This is a genomic window from Roseovarius sp. MS2 (assembly GCF_051447875.1).
GTDB lineage: Bacteria > Pseudomonadota > Alphaproteobacteria > Rhodobacterales > Rhodobacteraceae > Roseovarius > Roseovarius mucosus_A.
Genome location: NZ_JBKHVF010000001.1, coordinates 2827150 through 2848856 on the forward strand (window position 1 = coordinate 2827150; position 21707 = coordinate 2848856).

17 protein-coding genes are annotated in these 21707 nt (G+C 61.9%); 9 read left to right on the forward strand and 8 right to left on the reverse strand.

Features of this window, described 5'->3' with window-relative positions; translation table 11 throughout:
• Positions 1-4: 4 nt before the first annotated feature.
• Complete coding sequence (locus ACLGGT_RS13885; RefSeq protein ID WP_199861264.1) at positions 5-763, reverse strand: FkbM family methyltransferase; 759 nt, start codon at positions 761-763, stop codon at positions 5-7.
• A 292-nt stretch (positions 764-1055) separates the two neighbouring features.
• On the opposite strand from ACLGGT_RS13885, the gene ACLGGT_RS13890 reads away from it, so the two are divergent.
• On the forward strand, positions 1056-2684 hold the full coding sequence (locus ACLGGT_RS13890) for an AMP-binding protein (protein ID WP_008280259.1): 1629 nt from the start codon (positions 1056-1058) through the stop codon (positions 2682-2684).
• Positions 2685-2782: 98 nt separating this feature from the next.
• On the forward strand, positions 2783-4171 hold the full coding sequence (locus tag ACLGGT_RS13895; RefSeq protein ID WP_437196568.1) for a bifunctional enoyl-CoA hydratase/phosphate acetyltransferase: 1389 nt from the start codon (positions 2783-2785) through the stop codon (positions 4169-4171).
• A gap of 6 nt (positions 4172-4177) precedes the next feature.
• On the opposite strand, the gene ACLGGT_RS13900 is transcribed toward ACLGGT_RS13895, so the two are convergent.
• From ACLGGT_RS13900 to ACLGGT_RS13920, 5 genes are all read right to left on the reverse strand, one after another.
• Positions 4178-6133 (reverse strand): sensor histidine kinase, encoded by a 1956-nt coding sequence (locus ACLGGT_RS13900; RefSeq protein ID WP_081508224.1) that lies wholly within the window; start codon positions 6131-6133, stop codon positions 4178-4180.
• 88 nt (positions 6134-6221) lie between these two features.
• The gene (locus tag ACLGGT_RS13905) at positions 6222-7238 is read right to left on the reverse strand and encodes a Fe(3+) ABC transporter substrate-binding protein (RefSeq protein WP_081508225.1); all 1017 of its coding nucleotides are present in this window, start codon (positions 7236-7238) and stop codon (positions 6222-6224) included.
• An 87-nt stretch (positions 7239-7325) separates the two neighbouring features.
• Entirely contained in the window at positions 7326-8135 is an 810-nt protein-coding gene (locus tag ACLGGT_RS13910) for a metal ABC transporter permease (protein ID WP_437196569.1), read from the reverse strand.
• Positions 8135-8914, reverse strand: coding sequence for a metal ABC transporter ATP-binding protein (locus ACLGGT_RS13915; protein WP_437196570.1), 780 nt, complete (start codon positions 8912-8914; stop codon positions 8135-8137). Before ACLGGT_RS13915 ends, ACLGGT_RS13910 begins: the two co-directional genes overlap by 1 nt.
• Positions 8905-9393, reverse strand: a complete 489-nt coding sequence (locus ACLGGT_RS13920) for a Fur family transcriptional regulator (RefSeq protein WP_437196571.1) — start codon at positions 9391-9393, stop codon at positions 8905-8907. Before ACLGGT_RS13920 ends, ACLGGT_RS13915 begins: the two co-directional genes overlap by 10 nt.
• A gap of 108 nt (positions 9394-9501) precedes the next feature.
• Between ACLGGT_RS13920 and ACLGGT_RS13925 the strand changes: the two genes are divergently transcribed.
• Both ACLGGT_RS13925 and ACLGGT_RS13930 read left to right on the forward strand, forming a co-directional pair.
• On the forward strand, positions 9502-10551 hold the full coding sequence (locus tag ACLGGT_RS13925) for a zinc ABC transporter substrate-binding protein (protein ID WP_422002054.1): 1050 nt from the start codon (positions 9502-9504) through the stop codon (positions 10549-10551).
• A 126-nt stretch (positions 10552-10677) separates the two neighbouring features.
• A complete protein-coding gene (locus ACLGGT_RS13930) occupies positions 10678-12561 on the forward strand; it encodes an acyl-CoA synthetase (protein WP_151978821.1) in 1884 nt (627 codons plus the stop codon).
• Positions 12562-12677: 116 nt separating this feature from the next.
• Here ACLGGT_RS13930 and ACLGGT_RS13935 read toward each other — a convergent pair whose 3' ends face one another.
• The gene (locus tag ACLGGT_RS13935) at positions 12678-14243 is read right to left on the reverse strand and encodes a 2-isopropylmalate synthase (protein ID WP_008280268.1); all 1566 of its coding nucleotides are present in this window, start codon (positions 14241-14243) and stop codon (positions 12678-12680) included.
• 262 nt (positions 14244-14505) lie between these two features.
• Between ACLGGT_RS13935 and ACLGGT_RS13940 the strand changes: the two genes are divergently transcribed.
• Both ACLGGT_RS13940 and ACLGGT_RS13945 read left to right on the forward strand, forming a co-directional pair.
• Positions 14506-15171, forward strand: coding sequence for an SDR family oxidoreductase (locus ACLGGT_RS13940; protein ID WP_437196573.1), 666 nt, complete (start codon positions 14506-14508; stop codon positions 15169-15171).
• Positions 15165-16694, forward strand: coding sequence for a cryptochrome/photolyase family protein (locus ACLGGT_RS13945; protein ID WP_437196575.1), 1530 nt, complete (start codon positions 15165-15167; stop codon positions 16692-16694). Before ACLGGT_RS13940 ends, ACLGGT_RS13945 begins: the two co-directional genes overlap by 7 nt.
• Here ACLGGT_RS13945 and ACLGGT_RS13950 read toward each other — a convergent pair whose 3' ends face one another.
• Positions 16695-18107 (reverse strand): MORN repeat-containing protein, encoded by a 1413-nt coding sequence (locus ACLGGT_RS13950; protein ID WP_437196577.1) that lies wholly within the window; start codon positions 18105-18107, stop codon positions 16695-16697.
• 153 nt (positions 18108-18260) lie between these two features.
• Between ACLGGT_RS13950 and ACLGGT_RS13955 the strand changes: the two genes are divergently transcribed.
• From ACLGGT_RS13955 to ACLGGT_RS13965, 3 genes are all read left to right on the forward strand, one after another.
• Positions 18261-19928: an NAD+ synthase gene (locus ACLGGT_RS13955; protein ID WP_437196579.1), complete on the forward strand. Its 1668-nt coding sequence runs from the start codon at positions 18261-18263 to the stop codon at positions 19926-19928.
• Positions 19929-20045: 117 nt separating this feature from the next.
• Complete coding sequence (locus tag ACLGGT_RS13960; RefSeq protein WP_437196581.1) at positions 20046-20849, forward strand: alpha/beta hydrolase family esterase; 804 nt, start codon at positions 20046-20048, stop codon at positions 20847-20849.
• 69 nt (positions 20850-20918) lie between these two features.
• Entirely contained in the window at positions 20919-21698 is a 780-nt protein-coding gene (locus tag ACLGGT_RS13965; protein ID WP_437196583.1) for a methyltransferase domain-containing protein, read from the forward strand.
• Positions 21699-21707: the final 9 nt, after the last annotated feature.

Genomic DNA, 21707 nt, shown 5'->3' on the forward strand with positions numbered 1-21707 from the left:
GGTCTTAGGCCGCAGCCGGAGCGTAGATTGCGTTATGCGCAATCAACACCGGATCGGCGCCGCGTGCAAGTTTGCGTAAACCGATGTCGGTGCGGTGCCGCTTTTGCGCCCGGTAGCCAAGCCCGTCCATGAAGGCATCGAGATCCTCTGCGTAGTGGGGGCTGACCTCGACCTGAACCGAGCGGGGGCGTTTGGCAGAGCCAAGCACGTTGCGCATCCCCGCCATGACCAGAAGCTCGTTGCCGTCGACATCGACCTTGATCACATCGGGTGTAGGCACAATGCCTTCGGCAACCAGATGATCAAGGGTAAAGGCGGCCTTGAATTCGCGCAGGACCGGCACGAAGGGGCGCTCGTGCCCATCAAGGGTGCGGTCAAGCTGGCTCATGGCCGAGCCCGCCGTCGCCTCGATGATATTGAAGTCGAAAAAGCCGTTGCGGTCGCCCAAAGCGGCCGAAATCACCTTGGCGCGGCTGCTCAGACCGTTCAACGCCATGTTTTGCATCAGGCTGAGCGCATTGGCGGCATGCGGCTCGAAGGACAGGATATGCCCGGTCTCGCCCACAAGGTTGCCGGAAAAGACCGAGTAGAGGCCGACATTGGCCCCGATGTCGCAAAAGGTATCGCCGGGGCGCAGCGTGTCGCGCAGCCAGCGGATCGTGCCCTCTTCCTTTTGCAGGAGAGTGACGGCGCGTTTGTATTCGGTATAGCTGCGGCACGCGAACCGGTAGCTGCCTGTGTCGGTCCGAACCTCGATGGTCATGCTGAGGGCCTGCGCAAGCGCGAAGCGTAATCTGAACAATCGACTGGTTAAGACATTTGGGCGGCGCGTGCCGGAAACAATCATACAAATACCTTTCAGAATCACGCCGCACCGTGCTGAAATTTTGCACACGTCGCTTCGTCCCCTTAGTGCTGCGATTTGAACCTGTAAAGTTACTTTTTCAGCGTGAAAGCACGCTCTCACAGGCTCTGGGACGCGTGTTTGGCAATTGCATCGCTCTGGCATTGCTCTATTCCTTGGACGGATCCGCAGGGACAAGAGGAGGTGCGCGATGGGCTGGATGAAGGAGGAGACCGGGCTGGAGAAATGCGCCGCGAATTTTGTGGCGCTGACGCCGCTGTCGCATCTGAGGCGCGCGGCGCAGATATTTCCCGATCGTGAAGCGCTGGTTTATCGCGGCACGCGGCGCACCTATGCAGAGTATCACGCGCGCGTATCGCGGCTGGCCTCGGCCTTGGTCAAGCTGGGGATCGAGCCCGGCGATGTGGTGGCCACCCTCCTGCCCAATATACCTGCCCATTGCGAGGCGCATTTTGGGGTGCCCGCCTGTGGTGCGGTGCTCAATGCCATCAACACAAGGCTAGAGGCCGATACAATCGCCTATATTCTCGATCATGGCGGGGCGCGGGTGGTGCTGTGCGATCCGCAATTCCTGCCGGTGCTGGCGCAGGCAATCGAGTTGATGGAAGGCCCACCGCCCGGCGTGGTCGAGGTGGCGGATGATGCGGCGGGCGTGCATGCCCATGGGCATTACATGGAGTATGAGGAGTTGCTGGCCTCTGGCGATCCCGATTTTGCGTGGATTATGCCCGAGGACGAATGGGAGAGTTTGGCGCTCAATTACACCTCTGGCACCACCGGGCGGCCCAAGGGCGTGGTCTATCACCATCGCGGGGCGTATCTGATGACCATGGGCACGGTCGTGAGTTGGCAATTGCCACGCTATCCGACCTATCTGACCATCGTGCCACTGTTTCATTGCAACAACTGGAACCATGTCTGGCTGATGCCGATGCTGGGGGGCAGGGTGGTTTGCTGTCGCGATATTACGGCGCGGGCGATTTATGACGCGATTGCCGATGAGGGGGTCACGCATTTCGGCGGCGCGCCCATCGTGCTGAATATGATCGTCCATGCCAAAGAGGGCGAGCGGCGCGCGTTCGACCATGTGGTCGATGTGTTCACCGCAGGGGCCCCGCCGCCCGCCGCGACATTGGCTGCGATCGAGCCGTTGGGCTTTACCGTGACGCAGGTCTATGGCCTGACCGAGACTTATGGTCATGTCACCGAATGTCTGTGGCAGGATGGCTGGGATGCCCTGCCTGAGGATGAGCGCTATACGATCAAGGCGCGCACCGGGGTTTTGATGCCGATGATGGAAGAGATCACGGCGATGGACCCCGAAACCATGGCGCAAATCCCGATGGATGGCGCAACCTTGGGCGAGATCATGATCCGGGGCAATTCGGTGATGAAAGGCTATCTCAAGAATCCGGCGGCGACCGCAGAGGCGTTTCGCGGGGGCTATTTCCATTCCGGCGATATCGCGTTTCAGCATCCCGACGGCTATCTCAAGATCGCGGATCGGGCCAAGGATATCATCATTTCGGGTGGCGAGAATATTTCCTCGGTCGAGGTCGAGGGGGTATTGATGCGCCATCCTGCCGTGATGCTTTGTGCCGTGGTCGCCAAGCCGGATGAGAAATGGGGCGAGGTGCCTTGCGCCTTTGTCGAGTTGAAGGACGGGGCCGAGGTGAGCGAGGCCGAGTTGATCGCCTTTGCGCGTGAGCGGCTGGCGGGGTTCAAGACGCCCAAGGCGGTGGTGTTTCAGGAATTGCCCAAGACATCCACCGGCAAGATCCAGAAATTCGAACTGCGCCAGAGCGCCCGCGCGCTTTGATTTGGCGGGCTGCGTCATACGCCTGACACAGGCCCGCGTTTGGGTGGGGTGAGGCTGGGTTAGGGCGCGCGCAGGCTGCAGGGCAGGAGGTTTGCCGGATGAAGATCGAGAACCGCGTCTTTGACGAGTTGCAGGTGGGGCAGAGCCAGAGCCTGCGGCGGCTGTGCACGCAGGATGATTTGCTGGTCTTTGCCAATATGTCGGGCAATCACAACCCGATGCATCTCTATGATCTGGATGGCGATGGTGATGGTCAGCCCGAGGCCTATGTGCCGGGGATGTTTCTGGGGGCTTTGATATCGGCGGTCTTGGGCAATCTTTTGCCGGGGGCGGGAACGCTTTACCGCGCGCAAAGCCTTGTGTTTCACAACCACGCCCATGCCGGCGACGAGGTTGAAAGCCAGGTCACCGTGACGGATCGCAATGACCGCGACATGACCGTGACGCTGGCCACCGAGGTGCGGCGCCTGCGCGATGATGCGCTGATCGTATCGGGCGTGGCGGTGGTCGAGGCCCCGCGCCGCAAGCTGAACTATTCCAGCCACGATCTGCCCGGCCTGATCGTGCAGCGGCACCGGCATTTCGAAAAGCTGCTCAAGCGGGCGGAGCCGCTCGAGCCGCTGGTAACGGCGGTGGTCTGTCCCGAAGAGGTCAATTCCTTGGGCGGCGCGCTGCGGGCGCGGGCGCATACGCTGATCGCACCGATCCTGATTGGGAATCCCATCCGCATTGCGGCTGCAGCGCAAGCGCTGGAGGCGGATCTGACAGGGATCGAGATCATCGCAGAGAAAGACCCCGAGGCCGCAGCCCGGCGCGCTGTGGCGCTGGTGCAGGCGGGGCGGGCAGGGGCGGTGATGAAGGGGCATCTGCATACCGACCAACTCTTGCGGGCGGTGCTGGACAAGGCGGCGGGGCTGCGCACCGCGCGGCGGCTGACGCATATCTTTGTGATGGACGTGCCGGGGCTGGCGCATCTTTTGTTGGTGACGGATGCGGCGATCAACATCACGCCTGATCTGCGCGCCAAGATGGACATCGTGCAGAACGCGATTGATCTGGCGCTGAGCCTTGGGATCGAGATGCCAAAGGTCGGCGTTCTATCGGCGGTCGAGACGGTCAATCCCGATCTGCCCTCGTCGATTGATGCGGCGCTCTTGTCCAAGATGGCCGAGCGGGGGCAGATCACCGGCGGGCTGGTGGATGGGCCACTGGCGATGGACAATGCCGTTGATATGGCCGCGGCACGGACCAAAGGGCTGTCATCGCCGGTGGCGGGACGGGCGGATATTCTGGTGCTGCCCAATCTTGATGCGGGCAATATGCTGGCCAAGCAATTGACCTATCTCGCCCATGCCGAGGCGGCGGGTGTGGTGCTGGGCGCGCGGGTGCCGATCATTCTCAATTCGCGGGCGGATGACGATATGGCAAGGCTGGCGTCCTGCGCCGTGGCAGCGCTGCATCATGCCTGGCTGACCGGGCCGGGCTGATCGCGCTTAGCCGGGCAGCCAGACGGTGAATTCCGCGCCGCCTTCAACACGATTGCGCACGGTGATCCGTCCGCCTGCCTGTTGGATCAGGGTCTGACTGACCGAGAGACCAAGCCCGGTGCCTTCGCCCTGTTTGGTGGTGAAGAACGGATCGAACACCAGCGGCAGCTTGTCTTTGGGAATACCGGGGCCGGTGTCTGCAACCAAGAGCGCGGCACCGGGGCAGCTGCCGCGATCCTCGGGACGGGTGGTGAGGGTCAGGTGACCGGGCGTTTTCATGGCCTGCGCCGCGTTGGTGACAAGGTTGATGATCACCTGCTGCAACTCACCCGGATTGATGCGCACCGGCGGCGTGTCGGGATGGGCGTTCAGCGTCACCGTATGCCCGGATCTGGTCACAACGTGATCCACCAGAACCAGACAGTCGCGCAGAACACTGGCCAGATCGACATTTTCCTCAAAGGTGCCGAATTCGCCGGGGCGGGCGAATTGCAGCAATTTGCCCACGATGGCGGTGATCCGCCCGATCTGACGGTCAATGAGGTTAAGTTCGGTGATCACCGGTTCGGTGTGCGCCCCCAGCGTCTGGCGGATCACGTCAAGATTGCCTTGGATCACCGCCGCCGGGTTGTTGATCTCATGGGCAACACCGGCGGTGATCTCGCCGATAGAGGCCAGTTTTTCGGACATCACCAGTTGCTGATAAGTGGTCTCAAGCTTGGCATTCGCCTCGCGCAATTCGGCGGTGCGGGCCTCGACGCGGGCGTTCAGGTCTTCGTTCCATGCGCGCAGGGCGCGGTCGCGCTCCTGCACCTGATCGAGCAGCGTGTCGAGATGGGCCGCCACGGTGCCAATCTCGTCGCGTGCGGCGATCGGGCCGATGCGCGCGGTCATATCGCCGGCTTCGACCTCTTCCATGGTGCGGGTCATGCGTTCGAGCGGAGCAAAGATATTGCGCGCAAGCCTGAGAAAGAGCGGCGCGCTGACGGCCAGAACAACCAGAAACGCGGCAAGAACCAGTAGGTAGGCGCGCCGTTTGGCGGCATCAAACGGGGCCTGAAGAAAACCCACGTAAAGCATGCCCACCCGTTTGCCAAAGCTGTCGGTCAGGGGGCGATAGGCCGAGATATACCAGTCATTGACCACGAACGCGCTATCAAGCCAGGTCTGGCCCTTGTCGAGCACGGTGGCGCGCACCGCCGCCGAAACCCGCGTGCCAAGCGCGCGTTCGCCCGCAAAGAGCCGCACATTGGTCGATACGCGCACATCCTCGAGAAAGAGCGTGGCGGTGCCTTGGCGGTCGCCGGTGGTGCCGGTGTCGCGGTACACCAGCGCATTGATTGTGTCGATGAAATCAAGATTGCGGTTGAGCAGAAGCCCACCGATCAGCACACCTTGCGCCCCGATTGCTGTAACTGGCGTGGCGCTGTGCACGACCATGCCGCGATCCTCGGTCTGGCGGCTGGTGGGCTGCGCGGCAACAGTCGCAACAAGCGGGACGCGCGCGCGATTGGCAAGGGTTACGCCGGTCTGGGGCAGCGAGAGCAGATCGCCGGGCGTGAAAATGTCGATCTCGGTGGCGGGTTGGCCGCGTAGGGCGGTGTCAATCACCGGCCAGTCGGCCGAGCGTTTGCGCGCCTCGTGTTGCGGCATAAAATAGAGAAAATCAAGGCCAAGCGCGCGGCGGTTCTCTTCCAGAAACGCGGGCAGGCCGGCGGGAGAGGTGCGCGCCACCTCGTCAAAGCGCAAAGAGCGGGCCAGGCTTGTGACCTCAGAGCCGGTGCTGGTCAGCAGGCGTTGCAGATATTGGTCTGCGATGCGCAGATCACTGGCCACATTGGTGATCAGCAGGTTGTCATAATTCGCAGACCAGCGGTTGATCGCCACCAGCAACAAAAGCGGCATCAGCACCGCCAAGGGCAAAAGTGCCAGGATCAGCAATCGTAGCCGAACGGATGTCATGAAAAAGCCGGGCCCCTGTTGAGGAGCCCGACCTTAGGTCAATCATGCAAGCCGCGCAATCGTGCAGGGCCGCAGAGGGGGTGACGGATCAGTTCCAGCCAACTTCGTTGAAGATGGCCTGTGCCTTGGCGGCATTCGCGCCAAACGAGGCGGTGGGCGTTGTGCTGTCGGGTTTGAACTCGCCCAGCTTGGCCACATGCTCGCCGATATCCACACCGGCCAGCACCGGGTATTCGTTGTTGCCATTGGCGAATTGCTCTTGTGCGGTTTCGCTGGCGAGGAATTCGAGCAGGGCAAGTGCCTCTTCCGGGTTGGGGGCGTTGACGGCAATGCCCGCCGCCACAAGGTTCATATGCGCGCCCCGGTCTTCCTGATTGGGCCAGACCCAGCCGATGCCGTCGATGCCGCTGGTCAAACCGTCCACGTCCCCGGCAAGGCCACGGGCAAAGTAATAGGTGTTGGAGACAGCGATATCACATTCGCCCGACACGATGCCGCGCAGCTGATCGGTATCCCCGCCCTCTGGCGCGCGGGCCATATTGGCGACGATGCCTGCCGCCCACTCTTTGGCCGCCTCTTCGCCATGCACTTCGATGATCGAGGCCAGCAGCGACTGGTTATAGACGTTCGACGAGGAGCGAATGCAGATCTGGCCCTGGTATTTGGGGTCGGCCAATTCCTCGTAGGTTTGGGGCGGGGTCTCGACCCGGTCCTTGGCGTAGAAGATGATGCGCGAGCGCTGCGAGAGGCCGGTCCAGAGATTGTCGGGATGGCGCAGATTGGCCGCGACATTGCTCTCGATCAGATCCGAGGAAAAGGGTTGCAACAGGCCCTCATCCACCGCGCGCGAGACATTGCCCACGTCCACGGTCATGAACACATCCGCCGGGCTGTTGGCGCCTTCGGCCTTCATGCGCTCGATCAACTCGGCTTCTTTGCCTTCGATCCGGTTGATCTTGATGCCGGTTTCCTTGGTGAAAGCCTCGTAAAGCGCATCATCCGAATCGTAATGGCGGCTGGAATAGAGGTTGACCTCTTGCGCCAGCGCAGGGGCGGTCAGGGCAAGCAGAGCGGTCACGCTCAGGGCGGCTTTGATCGGGTGCATCGGGAGTCCTTTCGAGGTATCCGAGTGATTTGATAGGATATCTCTCGTATTTCCGACAAAAAGAGTCAAGGGTGATTTCCGACTGTTTTAGTCGGATGCCGCGCCGTGATGCCGCAGGCCGCTGCGGATCAGGGCGGTCGTGGCAAAGATCAGCGCCGCGACACAGACGATCGTCGGCCCTGTCGGCGTATCGAACTGAAACGAAAGCCGCAAACCGCCCAAGGCAGAGCCCCCCGCAATCAGCGTGGCGATAGCCGCCATGCGTTCGGGCGTTGCGGCCAAGGGACGGGCGGCGGCGGCGGGCACGATCAGCATGGCGGCGATGAGCAGCACGCCCACCACCTTGATCGCCACGGCAACCACGACGGCCAGTGCCAGCGTGAGCACAAGCTGTTCGCGGCGCGGGTCGATACCTGCGGACCACGCAAGATCCGGGCTGAGCGTTGCCGTCAAAAGCGCCTGCCAGCGCCATGCAAGCAGGCTGAGCACCAGGGCTGCGCCGCCCCAGATCACCAGCAAATCCCCCCGGCTGACCGCCAGAATATCGCCGAAAAGATACGCCATAAGGTCAATCCGGACGCCCGACAGAAAGGACACCGCCACAAGGCCAAAGGCCAGCGCCGAATGGGCCAGAACGCCCAGCATCGTATCCATGGCAAAGCCGCGCCCCGAAAGGGTGGAGACCGTCGTTGCCATGATCAGCGACATGGCCAGCGCGCCAACAAAGACTGACATCGAAAAGGCCAGCGCCATCGCCACGCCCAGGATTGCGGCATGGGCCGTGGCATCGCCAAAATAGGCCATCCGCCGCCAGACCACAAAGCTGCCCAAGGGGGCGGCGGCCAGCGCCACACCTAGGCCAGCAAGGGCCGCGCGCACCATGAAATCATCCAGCATTATTCGGCGGCCTCGTGGCTGTGGGGGTGATCATGTGCAGGACCGTGGTCATGGTCATGGTCATGGTCATGATCATGGGCGTGGTTGTGTTCATGCCGGTAGAGCGCCAGCGCGCCTTGGGTGCCGGTGCCAAAAATCGCGCGATATTCCTCGGCTTGGGCGACCACCTCGGGGTGGCCTTCGCAGCAGATATGCCCATTGAGGCAGATCACCCGGTCAGAGGCGCTCATCACCACATGGAGTTCGTGGCTGACCATCAGAACGCCGCAGTTCAATTCGCGCCGCACCTCTTCGATGCGGCGGTAAAACGCGGCAGAACCGGGTTGATCAAGCCCCTGCGTGGCCTCGTCGAGGATCAGCAAATCTGGCTTTTCCAGAAGCGCACGCGCCAGCAGAACGCGCTGAAACTGCCCGCCCGAGAGGTCTGTCATTTGTCGATTGCGCAGGTCTGGCAACCCCGCCTGTTCGAGAGCGGCGCGCGTGGCCTCGGCCGGGTGGTGGCGTGGCAGGCTGAGAAAGCGGGTGACGGTCAGCGGCAGCGTTGGGTCGATATGCAGCTTTTGCGGCACATAGCCGATGCGCAGGCCGGGGCGGCGGATGATCTCGCCGCGTGCCGGTTTCTGCGCCCCGATCAAGGTGCGCAGCAGCGTGGATTTGCCCGATCCATTCGGGCCGACGATGGTCACGATCTCGCCCCGGTCGAGCGCAAGGCTGACATTCGACAGAACCGTCGAGCGGCCAAACTGAACGGTCAGCCCCTTGGTTTCGATCAGGCGCATGGCTGGGCGCTCTCGCGACATTGCGGACACAGGCCCATCGCCTCGACCACTGCCTGTTCGATGGTAAAGCCCGAGTCGGCGGCGGCCCGGCCCAACATCCCCTTTGAGGGTTCGGCATGGGCCTCGGCCACCGCATCGCATTGGCGGCAGATGAGGAACGCGGGCGTGTGATCCTGCCCCGGATGGGTGCAGGCGATAAAGGCGTTCAGGCGCTCGATCTTGTGAACAAAGCCATGTGTCACAAGGAAATCCAGCGCCCGATAGGCCACTGGGGGCTGGGAGCCCAACCCCTCGCTACGCAGCGTGTCGAGGATTTCATGGGCCCCCATGGCGCGGTGTTCGCTGAGCAGGATTTCCAGCACGCGACGGCGGACGGGGGTGAATTGCAGCTTGTGGCGGGCACAATGCGCCTCGACAGCGGCGAGGGCGGCGCGCATGCAGCCCTTGTGATCATGCGCCTCGAATCCGATCGTATCCATCTCGCCCTCCGTCGGTGTTGCCCGTGGGATCATTTGGGGGTTGATATGTTATAGGGTTACATTTATCAAGTGGCGCTAAATGTTATGATATCACATATGGAGACTGCCATGCCGATCCGTTTTCTTGCTCCACTCAGCCTTGGGATGACGCTTGCCTCAGCCGCGATGGCCGACGCGCCCCGAGTGGCCACGGATATTGCGCCGGTGCAATCGTTGGTGGCGCGGGTGATGCAGGGGGTGGGCGAGCCTGATGTGATCGTGCGCTCGGGTGCCTCGCCGCATGGCTATGCAATGCGCCCCTCCGAGGCGGCGGCACTGGAAGAGGCTGATCTGGTCTTCTGGATGGGAGAGGGGCTGACGCCGTGGCTGGAAGGGGCGATTGATGCGCTGGCATCCGAGGCACATGCCGTGGAGTTGCTGGGGGCTGCGGGCAGCCGCGTCTTGCCGTTCCGGGAGGGGGTTGCGTTTGAGGCGCATGCGGATCACGGGCATGAAGATCATGCGCACGAAGATCATGGGCATGAAGATCACGACCACGAAGATCACGACCACGAGGACAAGGGCCACGAGGATCATGCGGAGGCGCATGGTCACGACCATGATCATGACCACGAACATGGGCACGATCACGCCCACGACGGGGCCGATCCGCATGCTTGGCTTGATCCGGCGAATGCGCAGGCTTGGTTGGGATTGATCGCGCAGGAATTGTCCGAGCATGACCCGGAGAATGCCATGATCTATGCCGCGAATGCAGAGGCAGCGCAGGCGGAATTACAGGCCCTGTCCGAAGAGATCAAAGCGCAGTTGGCCCCAGTGCGGGATGTGCCGTTTTTGGTGTTTCACGATGCCTATCAGTATTTCGAGACCGCCTTTGACATTTCCGCAGCGGGGGCGATTTCGCTAAGCGATGCGGTGGCGCCGGGACCGGCCCGGATTGCCGCCTTGCGGGAAATGGCTGAGGCGCGCGGTGTCACTTGTGTCTTTTCCGAGCCGCAGTTCGATCCCAAGCTGGTCGAAACGGTGTTTGGCGAGGGGGTGTCGCATGGCGTGATTGATCCGCTCGGCAGCCAGCTTGCGGCAGGGCCGGGGCATTATCCGCAGATGCTGCGCGATATGGCTGGCGCGATGGTCGCCTGTGTGTCGGGGGCAAGTTAGAGCCACGCGGTACAAATGCGTCAAAACGCAGCGTAAATCTTGCACGAACCTGAATTCCCGCACATTCTGCCGTGAACGGGAGAAACCCGCGCCGGGAACGCGGGATAAATCAGGGAGGACGGACCGATGGCGTTCATGACGCGACAGGATGCGCTCGACATCCAGAACGAAATGCCTTGGGCGGCGCGCGAGCGCCCCCAAACGATCTATCAAATGTTGAGCAATGTCGCGCGTAGCTTTCCGGACAGGCCCGCAATCAGCTATCAGCTGTTTTCCGGTGCAACGGACAAGGCGCAAACCCTGACATGGCAGCAGTTTCATGATCAGTGCTGCCAAGCCGCCAATCTGTTTCGCAGCCTCAAGCTGGGTGAGGGCGATGTGGTGGCGCTGGTATTGCCCAACTGTCTGGAAACTGCGGTTGCAACGATTGGCGGGATGATCGCGGGCATCGTCAACCCGATCAACCCGTTGCTCGAGCCAGAGCAGATTAGCGCCATCCTGCGCGAGACGGGGGCCAAGGTGGTGGTCACGCTCAAGGCGTTTCCCAAGACCGACATCGCGCAAAAGACCGCCGAGGCGGTGCGCCACGCGCCGAGCGTGCATACGGTGATCGAGATTGACCTCAACCGCTATCTCACGCCGCCGAAAAGCTGGATCGTGCCCCTCGTGCGGCCCAAGAACCCGGTGCAGCACCATGCCGATTGTCTGGATTTCAACAAGGCGATCGCGCGTCAGCCCAAAACGCTGAGCTTTGCCGATAGCACAGGCGACCGGGTGGCGGCCTATTTCCACACCGGCGGCACCACCGGCATGCCCAAGGTGGCGCAGCACAAATATTCCGGCATGATCTACAATGGCTGGATCGGTCACACGCTGCTCTTTACCGAGCAGGACAATGTGATGTGCCCGCTGCCGCTGTTTCATGTGTTTGCGTGTCATGTGATTCTGATGGCGATGATCAAATCGGGCGCGCATGTCGTGTTTCCGACGCCCGCAGGCTATCGCGGCGAGGGCGTGTTTGATAATTTCTGGAAGCTCTGCGAGCGCTGGAAGATCAGTTTCATCATCACCGTGCCCACGGCCGTTTCGGCGCTGATGCAGCGCAAGGTTGATGCGGACCTGTCGACCGTCAAGAACGCCTTTTCTGGATCGGCCCCGATGCCGCTGGAACTGTTCAACCGGTTCGAATCGGCCACCGGCATCGCGGTGATCGAGGGCTATGGCCTGACCGAGGCGACGTGCCTCGTCTCGGCCAATCCGCCCGAAGGCGAAAAGAAGGTGGGATCGGTGGGGGTGCCGTTTCCTTATACGGATGTGCGGATCATCAAGGGCACGCCGGATGGGCCGATGGATTGCGCCGTCGATGAGGTGGGCGAAATCTGCATTTCCAATCCGGGCGTTTACGCCGGCCATACCTATACCGAGGGCGACAAGAACCGCGATCTTTATTACCATGGCGACTACCTGCGCACTGGCGATCTGGGCCGGATTGATGCGGAGGGTTATCTCTGGATCACAGGGCGCGCCAAGGATCTGATCATCCGGGGCGGGCATAACATCGACCCCGCCGAAATCGAAGAAGCGCTGATGGTGCATAAGGCGGTTGCCATGGCCGGGGCCATTGGTCAGCCGGATGCCCATGCGGGCGAAATCCCCTGCGCCTATGTCGAACTGGTGGCCGGGGCCACGGTCACGGGCGAGGAGCTGCTCGAGCATTGCAAGCGGCATGTGCATGAGCGCGCGGCGGTGCCCAAGCATGTCGAGGTCTTGGCGGAATTGCCGAAAACCGCCGTGGGCAAGGTGTTCAAGCCCGACCTGCGCAAGCTGGCGATCACGCGAATTTACAATGCGGCCTTGGCCGATGCCGGGATTGATGCGCGGGTGACATCTGTGGTGGATGACAAGAAACTTGGGCTTGTGGCCAAGGTATCGGGGTCTGCCAGTGCCGAGGGCGAGGCCGTGGGGCATGTGCTGGGCCAATTCGTGCGGCCTTGGGATTGGGCGAAGTAGGGCGCGCTTGCGCGTCCCGCGCGGCTCGGCCAAGGAACGCATGACACCAGAGCACCGACAAAAAAGCCCGGATGATCCTGTCATCCGGGCTTTGCTGTTCTGTGCTCAATGGACCGTTACGATACGTCTTTGTAGCTGACCTCGCGCGCGTCGCTGCCGGTTTTCTCGCGGCGCACGAGCAGGCGGTTGAGGGCGTGGACATAGGCCTTGGCCGAAGCCACGACCGTATCGGTATCGGCCGATTGGCCCATTACGATGCGCCCGGCCTCTTCCATCCGCACGGACACGGTGGCCTGTGCGTCTGTCCCCTCGGTCACCGCGTGCACCTGATAGAGTTGCAACCGCGCCTCATGCGGAAAGAGCGCTTTAACCGCGTTGAACGTGGCATCGACGGGGCCGTCTCCGGTGGCCTCGGTCGAGACCTCGCGCCCGTCAATGTCCATCGTCAGCGTCGCCTGTTGCGGGCCATCGGTGCCGCAGATCACGCGCAAGTGTTTGATCTGAAGGCGGTTATTGTCGGGGTCCACGCCTGCGTTGACGAGCGCCACAAGATCGTCATCGTAGATTTCTTTCTTGCGATCTGCCAATTCCTTGAAGCGGACGAACACATCGTTGAGCTGGTTGTCGGCCAATTCATAGCCCAAATCCTTGAGCTTGGAGCGCAGCGCCGCGCGGCCTGAATGCTTGCCCATGACGATATTGGTCTCGGTAAGACCGACATCCTCGGGGCGCATGATCTCGAATGTCTCGGCGTTTTTGAGCATGCCGTCCTGATGGATGCCGCTTTCATGCGCAAAGGCGTTCTTGCCAACAATCGCCTTGTTGAACTGCACCGGAAAGCCCGACACGGCGGCAACCCGGCGCGAGATGTTCATCAGCTTGCGGGTATCGACGCCCGTTTCATAGGGCATGATGTCGCCGCGCACCTTGAGGGCCATCACCACCTCTTCCAATGCGGTGTTGCCGGCGCGTTCGCCAAGGCCGTTGATCGTGCATTCGATCTGCCGCGCGCCGCCTGCGACAGCGGCCAGTGCATTGGCCGTCGCCATGCCCAAATCGTTGTGGCAATGGGTGGCAAACACTACCTCATCGGCCCCCGGCACGGTGGCGATCAGCCGACGGATGAGCGAGGCCGATTCCTCGGGTGCGGTATAGCCCACGGTATCGGGGATATTGATCGTGGTCGCCCCCGCCTTGATCGCAATCTCGACCGTGCGGCAGAGATAATCCCATTCGGTGCGGGTGGCATCCATCGGCGACCATTGCACATTGTCGCAGAGGTTGCGGGCATGTGTCACCGTTTCGTGGATACGCTCGGCCATTTGGTCCATGTCGAGATTGGGAATGGCGCGGTGCAGCGGTGAGGTGCCGATAAAGGTATGGATGCGCGGGCGGGCGGCGTGTTTCACCGCCTCCCAGCAGCGGTCGATATCCTTGAAATTGGCCCGCGCGAGGCCGCAGATCACGGCATTTTTCGAGTTCTTGGCTATCTCGCTGACGGCGTTGAAATCGCCCTCAGAGGCGATGGGAAAGCCCGCCTCGATGATATCGACGCCCATGTCATCGAGCAGCCCGGCAATCTCGAGCTTTTCGGCATGGGTCATGGTGGCGCCGGGGCTTTGTTCGCCGTCGCGCAAGGTTGTGTCAAAGATGACGACGCGATCTTTAGAGGTGTTGGTCATGTTGGTCTCTTTCAAAAAATCCTAAGCCTGCGGCGCGAAACGGCACATCCTCTGAGCGGTCGCGCCAAGACGGCACGCTCAGAGGCGGCTTAGGCCTAGCAGGACAGCCCGAGCGGCACGCCGAAGGGCGTGGGGCAAGGGCGTGATATGATCCTGCATCAACATGGGCGAAACTATAGGCATGCGGCGCGGCGATGAAAACCCCGAAATTGCGCTTGGCTTTGGGGGTTGAAGCTGTGCTGGCTTCGGCTAGGTCTGCGCCATGGAAAAAGCATTGATCATCGGCGCTTCGGGCGGCATCGGGCAGGCTGTAAGCGCGGCCTTGGAAGCGCGTGGTGTGACGGTCACGGGCCTGTCGCGCAGCGGCGACGGTTTGGACGTGACCGATGAGGCGTCGGTTGCGGCAGCCCTTGGCGCGCTGGACGGGCCGTTTGACCTGATATTGGTGACGACTGGCGCGTTGGAAATTGCCGGGGCCGCGCCGGAAAAGGCGCTGCGGCAGGTGAGCGCGCAGGCGATGCTGGATCAATTCGCGCTCAATTGCATGGGGCCGTCCTTGGTGCTCAAGCACAGCCTGCGCCTTTTGCCGCGCGAGGGGCGGGCGGTCTTTGCCGCACTCTCGGCGCGGGTGGGGTCGATTGGCGACAATAATTTCGGCGGTTGGTATAGCTATCGCACCGCCAAGGCGGCGCTGAATCAGATGATCCACACCGGCGCGATTGAATTGGGGCGCAGTCACCGAGGGGCGATTTGCGTGGCCTTGCATCCGGGCACGGTTGAGACAGAGTTTACCCGCAAATATCTGGGGCGGCATCCGGCGGTGCCCGCAGCGCAGGCGGCAGAGAACCTGCTTGGCGTCATCGAACGCTTGCGGCCCGAAGAGAGCGGCGGCTTTTTTGATTGGCAGGGGGCAACCGTGCCATGGTAGCGCGGCTGCTTCTGGTGCTGGGGGATCAACTCAGCCCGGATCTTTCGGCGCTGCGCGCGGGCGACAAGACGCGCGACGTGGTGGTCATGGCCGAGGTGAGGGATGAGGGCAGCTATGTGCCGCACCATCCCAAGAAAATCGCGCTCATCCTGTCGGCGATGCGGCATTTCGCAGAGGCGTTGACGGCCGAGGGCTGGCAGGTGGCCTATACGCGGCTGGACGATCCTGCGGCCACGCCCTCGATTGTGGGGGAATTGATGCGGCGGGCCGAGGAATTTGGGGCGTCTGAGGTGATCGCCACACAGCCGGGGGAATGGCGGCTGATCGAGGCCCTGTCGGACGCCCCGTTGACGGTGCGGCAACTGCCGGATGATCGGTTCGTCTGTTCATTGGAAGAGTTCGACCAATGGGCCGAGGGGCGCAAAGAGCTGCGGATGGAGTATTTTTACCGCGAGATGCGCCGCAAGACCGGGCTGATGATGGAGGGCGACCAACCGGCGGGGGGTAAGTGGAATTTCGACCATGACAACCGCAAGCGGGCGCAGGCGGATTTGCTGCGCGAGGGGCCGTTGCGGTTTGAACCGGATGCGATCACGCAAGAGGTGCTTGATCTGGTCGAGGCACGGTTTGGCACCCATTTCGGAGCGCTGCGCCCGTTCTGGTTTGGCGTGACGCGGGATGCGGCGGCGCAGGCGTTCGACCATTTCGCGCGGCATCTGCTGCCGGGGTTCGGCGACACGCAGGATGCGATGCTGGAAGGGGATGCGTTCCTGCATCATTCGGTGATTTCGATGTATATGAACATCGGATTGCTTGATCCTGTGGATATCTGCGCCCGTGTTGTTGAGGAATGGAAAGCAGGCCGGGTGCCCATCAATGCCGCCGAGGGCTATATCCGGCAGGTGATCGGCTGGCGCGAATATATGCGCGGCCTCTATTTCCGCGAGGGGCCGGACTATGTGACGCGCAACGCGCTGGGACATAAGCGCAAGTTGCCGGCGATGTTCTGGGGGGCCAAGACGCGCATGAACTGTGTCGCCCATGCCGTTGAGACCACGGCAAAAGAGGCTTATGCCCATCACATTCAGCGCCTGATGGTGACGGGCAATTTCGCGCTTTTGGCCGGGATTGACCCGGGTCAGGTGCATGAGTGGTATCTGGCGGTCTATGCCGATGCCTTTGAATGGGTCGAGGCCCCGAATGTGATCGGGATGAGCCAGTTTGCCGATGGCGGCATTATCGCAAGCAAACCCTATGTGAGTTCGGGCAATTACATCGACAAAATGTCGGATTACTGCCGGTCCTGCGCCTATTCTGTCAAGGAAAAGACGGGCGAGAATGCCTGCCCCTTTAACCTGCTTTACTGGGATTTCCTGATCCGGAATCGCGACCGGTTCGGGCGCAATCCCCGTATGGGGCCGGTCTATCGCACATGGGACAAAATGGAGGCGGGCCGCCGTCAAGCGGTGCTTGATGGGGCCGCGCGCGTGTTGGCCGATCTTGATGCGGATCGGGCGATCTGATCACTCGGTCTGGGTTGTCGCCCCGGAGAGCGCGCCATCTTCCCATGTGCCGCTGGCCTCTTGGCCGCTGGCATAGCGCATAGTGCCTTCGCCCTGCCGCTTGCCCGCACGGAACATGCCCTCATAGACATCGCCATTGGTGTAGGTGGCCACACCCTGGCCAGAGATTTCGCCGTTTTGCCATTCGCCCTCGTAGACAAAGCCATCGGGCATGGTGATCTTGCCTTGCCCGTGGCGCTGGCCTTCGACGAACCCGCCCACATAGATCGTGCCATCGGGATAGGTGGCGGTGCCGGTGCCGTGACGCTGGCCGTCCTGCCATTCCCCCTCATAGCGATAGCCGTCGGGGTAGGTCATAACCCCCGTGCCATGGTTGCGGGCGTTCTTGAATTCGCCTTCATAGACAAGGCCATTGGGATAGGTGGCACGCCCAGTGCCCTCGATCACGCCGCCAACCCATGACCCTTCATAGGTTGCGCCGTCCGGATAGGTGATGCGCCCCGCGCCATTGGCCAGATCATCGCGGAACTGCCCCTCATAGACCGAACCATCGGGATAGGTCACGCGCCCCTGACCCGAGATTTTACCCGCGACCCATTCGCCCTGATACAGATAGCCATCGGTGCCGGTGAATGTGCCCTGACCATGGCGGCGGTCCTCCTTAAAGGCCCCCTCATAGAGATCGCCATTCTGATAGGTCACACGGCCCGTGCCTTCGCGCCGTCCGGCGACAAGATCGCCCTCATAGATATCGCCATTGGGCTGCGTGAGTTTGCCCTTGCCGTCAATCTCTCCGGCGCGCCACGTGCCCTGATAGATCAGCCCATCGGGCATGGTGAGCGTGCCCTCACCCTCGCGCGCACCACGTGCAACAGCCCCCTCATAGACCGCGCCATCAGGATAGGTGATCTTGGCCGCGCCTTCCTTGACGCCATTCACCCAATCGCCGTCATAGATATAGCCACCGGGGCTTTGCATCCGGCCGCGCCCGTGGTGCATGGCATTCAGAAACCCGCCCTCGTAGCGCACGCCATTGGCATAGATCGCAACCCCTTGGCCAGTGATCTTGCCATCCTCCCATGCGCCCTCATAGGTGCCGCCATCGGTGAAGACGATCTTGCCGATGCCATTGGGTTTGCCGCGCGCGAATTCGCCCTCATAGACCGAGCCATTGGGAAAGCGTGCTACACCCTTGCCCCTGATCTCGCCTTCGACCCATTCGCCGGTATATTCATAGCCATTGGGCAGGGTATAGCTGCCGGTGCCATGTTGCAGCCCGTCCTTGAACGTGCCCTCATAGATGCCGCCATCGTCATATTGCTTGGTCTGCACCTCCGCATCCTGAGCGGCGGCCATACTGGCCGCACCAAGTGCGATGCTCAGAAGGATGGGTCTTGTGCGCGAAAACGTCATATTTGCCCCGATGCCCGATCCCGCCCGATGATGCGGCGGCTGAGGCAAATCTAGAGGACGGGGCAGGGGCTGACAACGGCTTTTGGGCAAATCGGCTTTTCCTCCGGCGGCGATCTGCTACATCGGAGGCGTGGATATGCAGAGGGCACGCGCATGGCTGACCGGTTTCGCCTGACTTTGGCGCAGTTGAACCCCACGGTGGGGGATCTGGCGGGCAATGCGCGTCTGGCGCGCGACGCATGGGACAAGGGGCGCGCGGCGGGGGCCGATCTGGTGGCGCTGCCCGAGATGTTCATCACCGGCTACAACACGCAAGACCTTGTGCAAAAACCCGCCTTTCATCAGGCGGCGATTGCCGCGATCGAGGCGCTGGCGCGTGACTGCGCCGACGGGCCGGCGTTGGCGATTGGCGGCCCGGCCTTGGATGGTGTGAGCCTGCACAATGCCTATTATATCCTGCAGGGCGGGTCTGTGCGCGCCCGCGTGCTCAAGCATCATCTGCCCAATGAGACGGTCTTCGACGAGGTGCGTCTTTATGACAGCGGGCCGGTGGCGGGGCCCTATACGGTGGCAGGGGTGCGGATCGGCAGCCCGATTTGCGAAGATGCCTGGCACGAGGATGTGGTCGAGACTTTGGCCGAAACCGGCGCTGAAATCCTGCTCGTGCCGAACGGATCGCCGCATTACCGCGACAAGATGGACCTGCGCCAGAATATGATGGTGGCGCGGGTGATCGAGACTGGATTGCCGCTTATCTACCTCAACATGGTGGGCGGGCAGGACGATCAGATGTTCGATGGCGGCTCTTTCGTGCTCAATCCCGGTGGGGCGCTCGCGGTGCAATTGCCGATGTTTCAAGAGGCGGTGGCGCATGTCGATCTGGAGCGGGGGCCGGAGGGCTGGCGCGCGCTGCCGGGGGATCTGGCGCATCTGCCCGATGATATGGAGCAGGACTATACCGCGATGGTGCTCAGTTTGCGCGATTACCTGCGCAAATCGGGGTTTTCCAAGGTCTTGCTGGGGCTTTCGGGCGGGGTGGATAGCGCCATTGTGGCAACCATTGCCGTTGATGCGGTGGGGCCTGAGAATGTGCGCTGCGTGATGTTGCCATCGGAATATACCTCGGCAGAATCGCTAGAGGATGCCAAGGCGGTCGCTGAAAACTTGGGGTGTCGCTATGATTTCGTGCCCATCGACGCGGGGCGCGCGGCGATCACGGCGACGCTGGCGCCGCTGTTTGACGGCAGGGCACCGGACCTGACCGAAGAGAATCTTCAGTCACGCCTGCGTGGTCTGTTGCTGATGGCGCTGTCGAACAAGTTTGGCGAGATGCTGCTGACCACCGGCAATAAATCCGAGGTGGCGGTGGGCTATGCCACGATCTATGGCGATATGGCGGGGGGCTATAACCCGATCAAGGATCTCTACAAAACGCGGGTGTTCGAGATTTGCCGCTGGCGCAACGCCCAATATCGCGGCTGGATGCTGGGGCCAAAGGGGGCGGTGATCCCCGAGCAGGTCATTTCCAAGCCGCCCAGTGCCGAATTGCGCGCCGATCAAAAGGACAGCGATTCGCTGCCGGATTACCCGGTGCTGGATGGGATTCTGGAAATCCTCGTGGATCAGGATGGCTCTATTTCGGATTGCGTTGCGGCGGGTTACGATCTGGCCGATGCCAAGCGGGTGGAACATCTGCTCTACATCAGCGAATACAAGCGGTTTCAGGCGGCCCCCGGCACACGGCTCAGCAAGCGGGCGTTCTGGCTTGACCGGCGCTATCCGATTGTGAACCGCTGGCGGGATGGATCTGCTCAGGGGTGACCCACGCAGAACAGCCGGATCACATCCGCGTTATCTGATGGGGAATGCCACGCGCGCGTGATCTCGATCTGTCAGGTTTGACGACAGGATAAGGCATGCGGGTTCAAGGAGAGTGCGATGCGGGTTCTTGCAATTTTGTTGGCATTGTCGGCACTTACGGGGCCTGCTTGGGCCTGTGGGCCCGATACAGATTGTCAGTTGGGCGATCGGCATTACCGCATCGCCATGCCCGAAGGACAGATAGGCAGCCCGGTGGGGGCGGTGGTTTTTGCCCATGGCTATCGTGGTTCGGCGGCGGCGGTGATGCAGAACCAGAACCTGCGTCAGGTGGTGTCTGACATGGGGCTCGCACTCATCGCGCTCAAATCCGCCGATGACGATTGGGTGATTCCCTATGCGCCGCGCCATATGGACAGCGACGGATCGGTGGAATTTCGCTATGTCGAGGCGGTGATCGAGGATGCCACGCGCCGGTTTCCGATTGATACCAAGCGCTTGATGGCAGCAGGGTTTTCTGCGGGCGGCATGATGGTCTGGAACCTCGCCTGCACCATGCCTGAGCGTTTCGCGGGCTTTGCGGCGATTGCCGGAACCTTTTGGATGAAACCGCCCGAGACCTGCGCCACGCCTGCGGCGAGCCTTGTGCATATTCACGGCACGACTGACCCGACAGTGCCGCTGGCCGGGCGCCCCATTCTGGAAACGCGGCAGGGCGATGTGGCCGAATCGTTGGACATGTATCAGGCGCTGGGCGGGTTCACCCCGACTGGCGAGACTGAATTCGAGGATCTCGCCTGTCAGAACCGCCGCAACGCCACGGGCGACGTGCTCGATTTTTGCCTGCATCCGGGCGGTCACAGCTTTCGCAGCAGCTATTTGCGCTTTGCATGGGAAAAGTTGCAGGCGGCGGGACAGCTCTGAGCGGGGGCTTGTCTGAGGGGCCACTTCGCGGAATACTCCATTGAACGGGTATTCAGTCGGAGGCTGCTCATGTCTGAGGATATTCTCTACGATCAGAGCCATATCGGTTTTCTCGAAGACCTTTGGGGTGAGGGGTTTCTGTCGCCCGGTGGCCAGGACGAGGTGGCGCGGGTGCTGGATGGGGTCGATCTGACAGGGGCCAAGGTGCTGGACATTGGCTGTGGGTCGGGGGCGATTGCGGTGCTCATGGTGCGCGATCACGGCGCGGCGCATGTCACCGGCATCGACGTGGAAGACCCGGTTTGCGCTGCCGCGCGCGCCCGTGCCACAGCTGCGGGGCTGGCTGGACAGATCACTATAGACAAGGTCACGCCGGGGCCGTTTCCCTATCCAGATCAAACCTTTGATGTGGTGTTTTCCAAGGATTCGATCATCCATATCCCCGACAAGGAGGCGCTGGCAGCCGAGGTGTTTCGCGTGCTCAAACCGGGCGGCGTCTTTGCCGCCTCGGACTGGTTGCGCGCGCATGACGGCGCGCCCTCGCCCGAGATGGCGCATTACATCGCGCTTGAGGCGCTCGATTTTGCCATGGCGTCACCGGCGCGCTACCGCGCGGCGCTGGCGGCGGCGGGGTTTGCCGATGTCGCACTGGTGGATCGCAGCCCATGGTATGCCGAGGTGGCAGCGGCCGAATTACGGGAGCTGTCAGGCCCACGCCGCGCCGAATGGGAGGCGCGGCACGGCGCGGAGTTTATCGCGCATCAGATCGAGACATGGACCGCGATGGTGCCGGTCGTGCAATCGGGCGAGCATTGTCCGCACCATATCCGGGGCCGCAAACCGGGCTGACATGGGCGC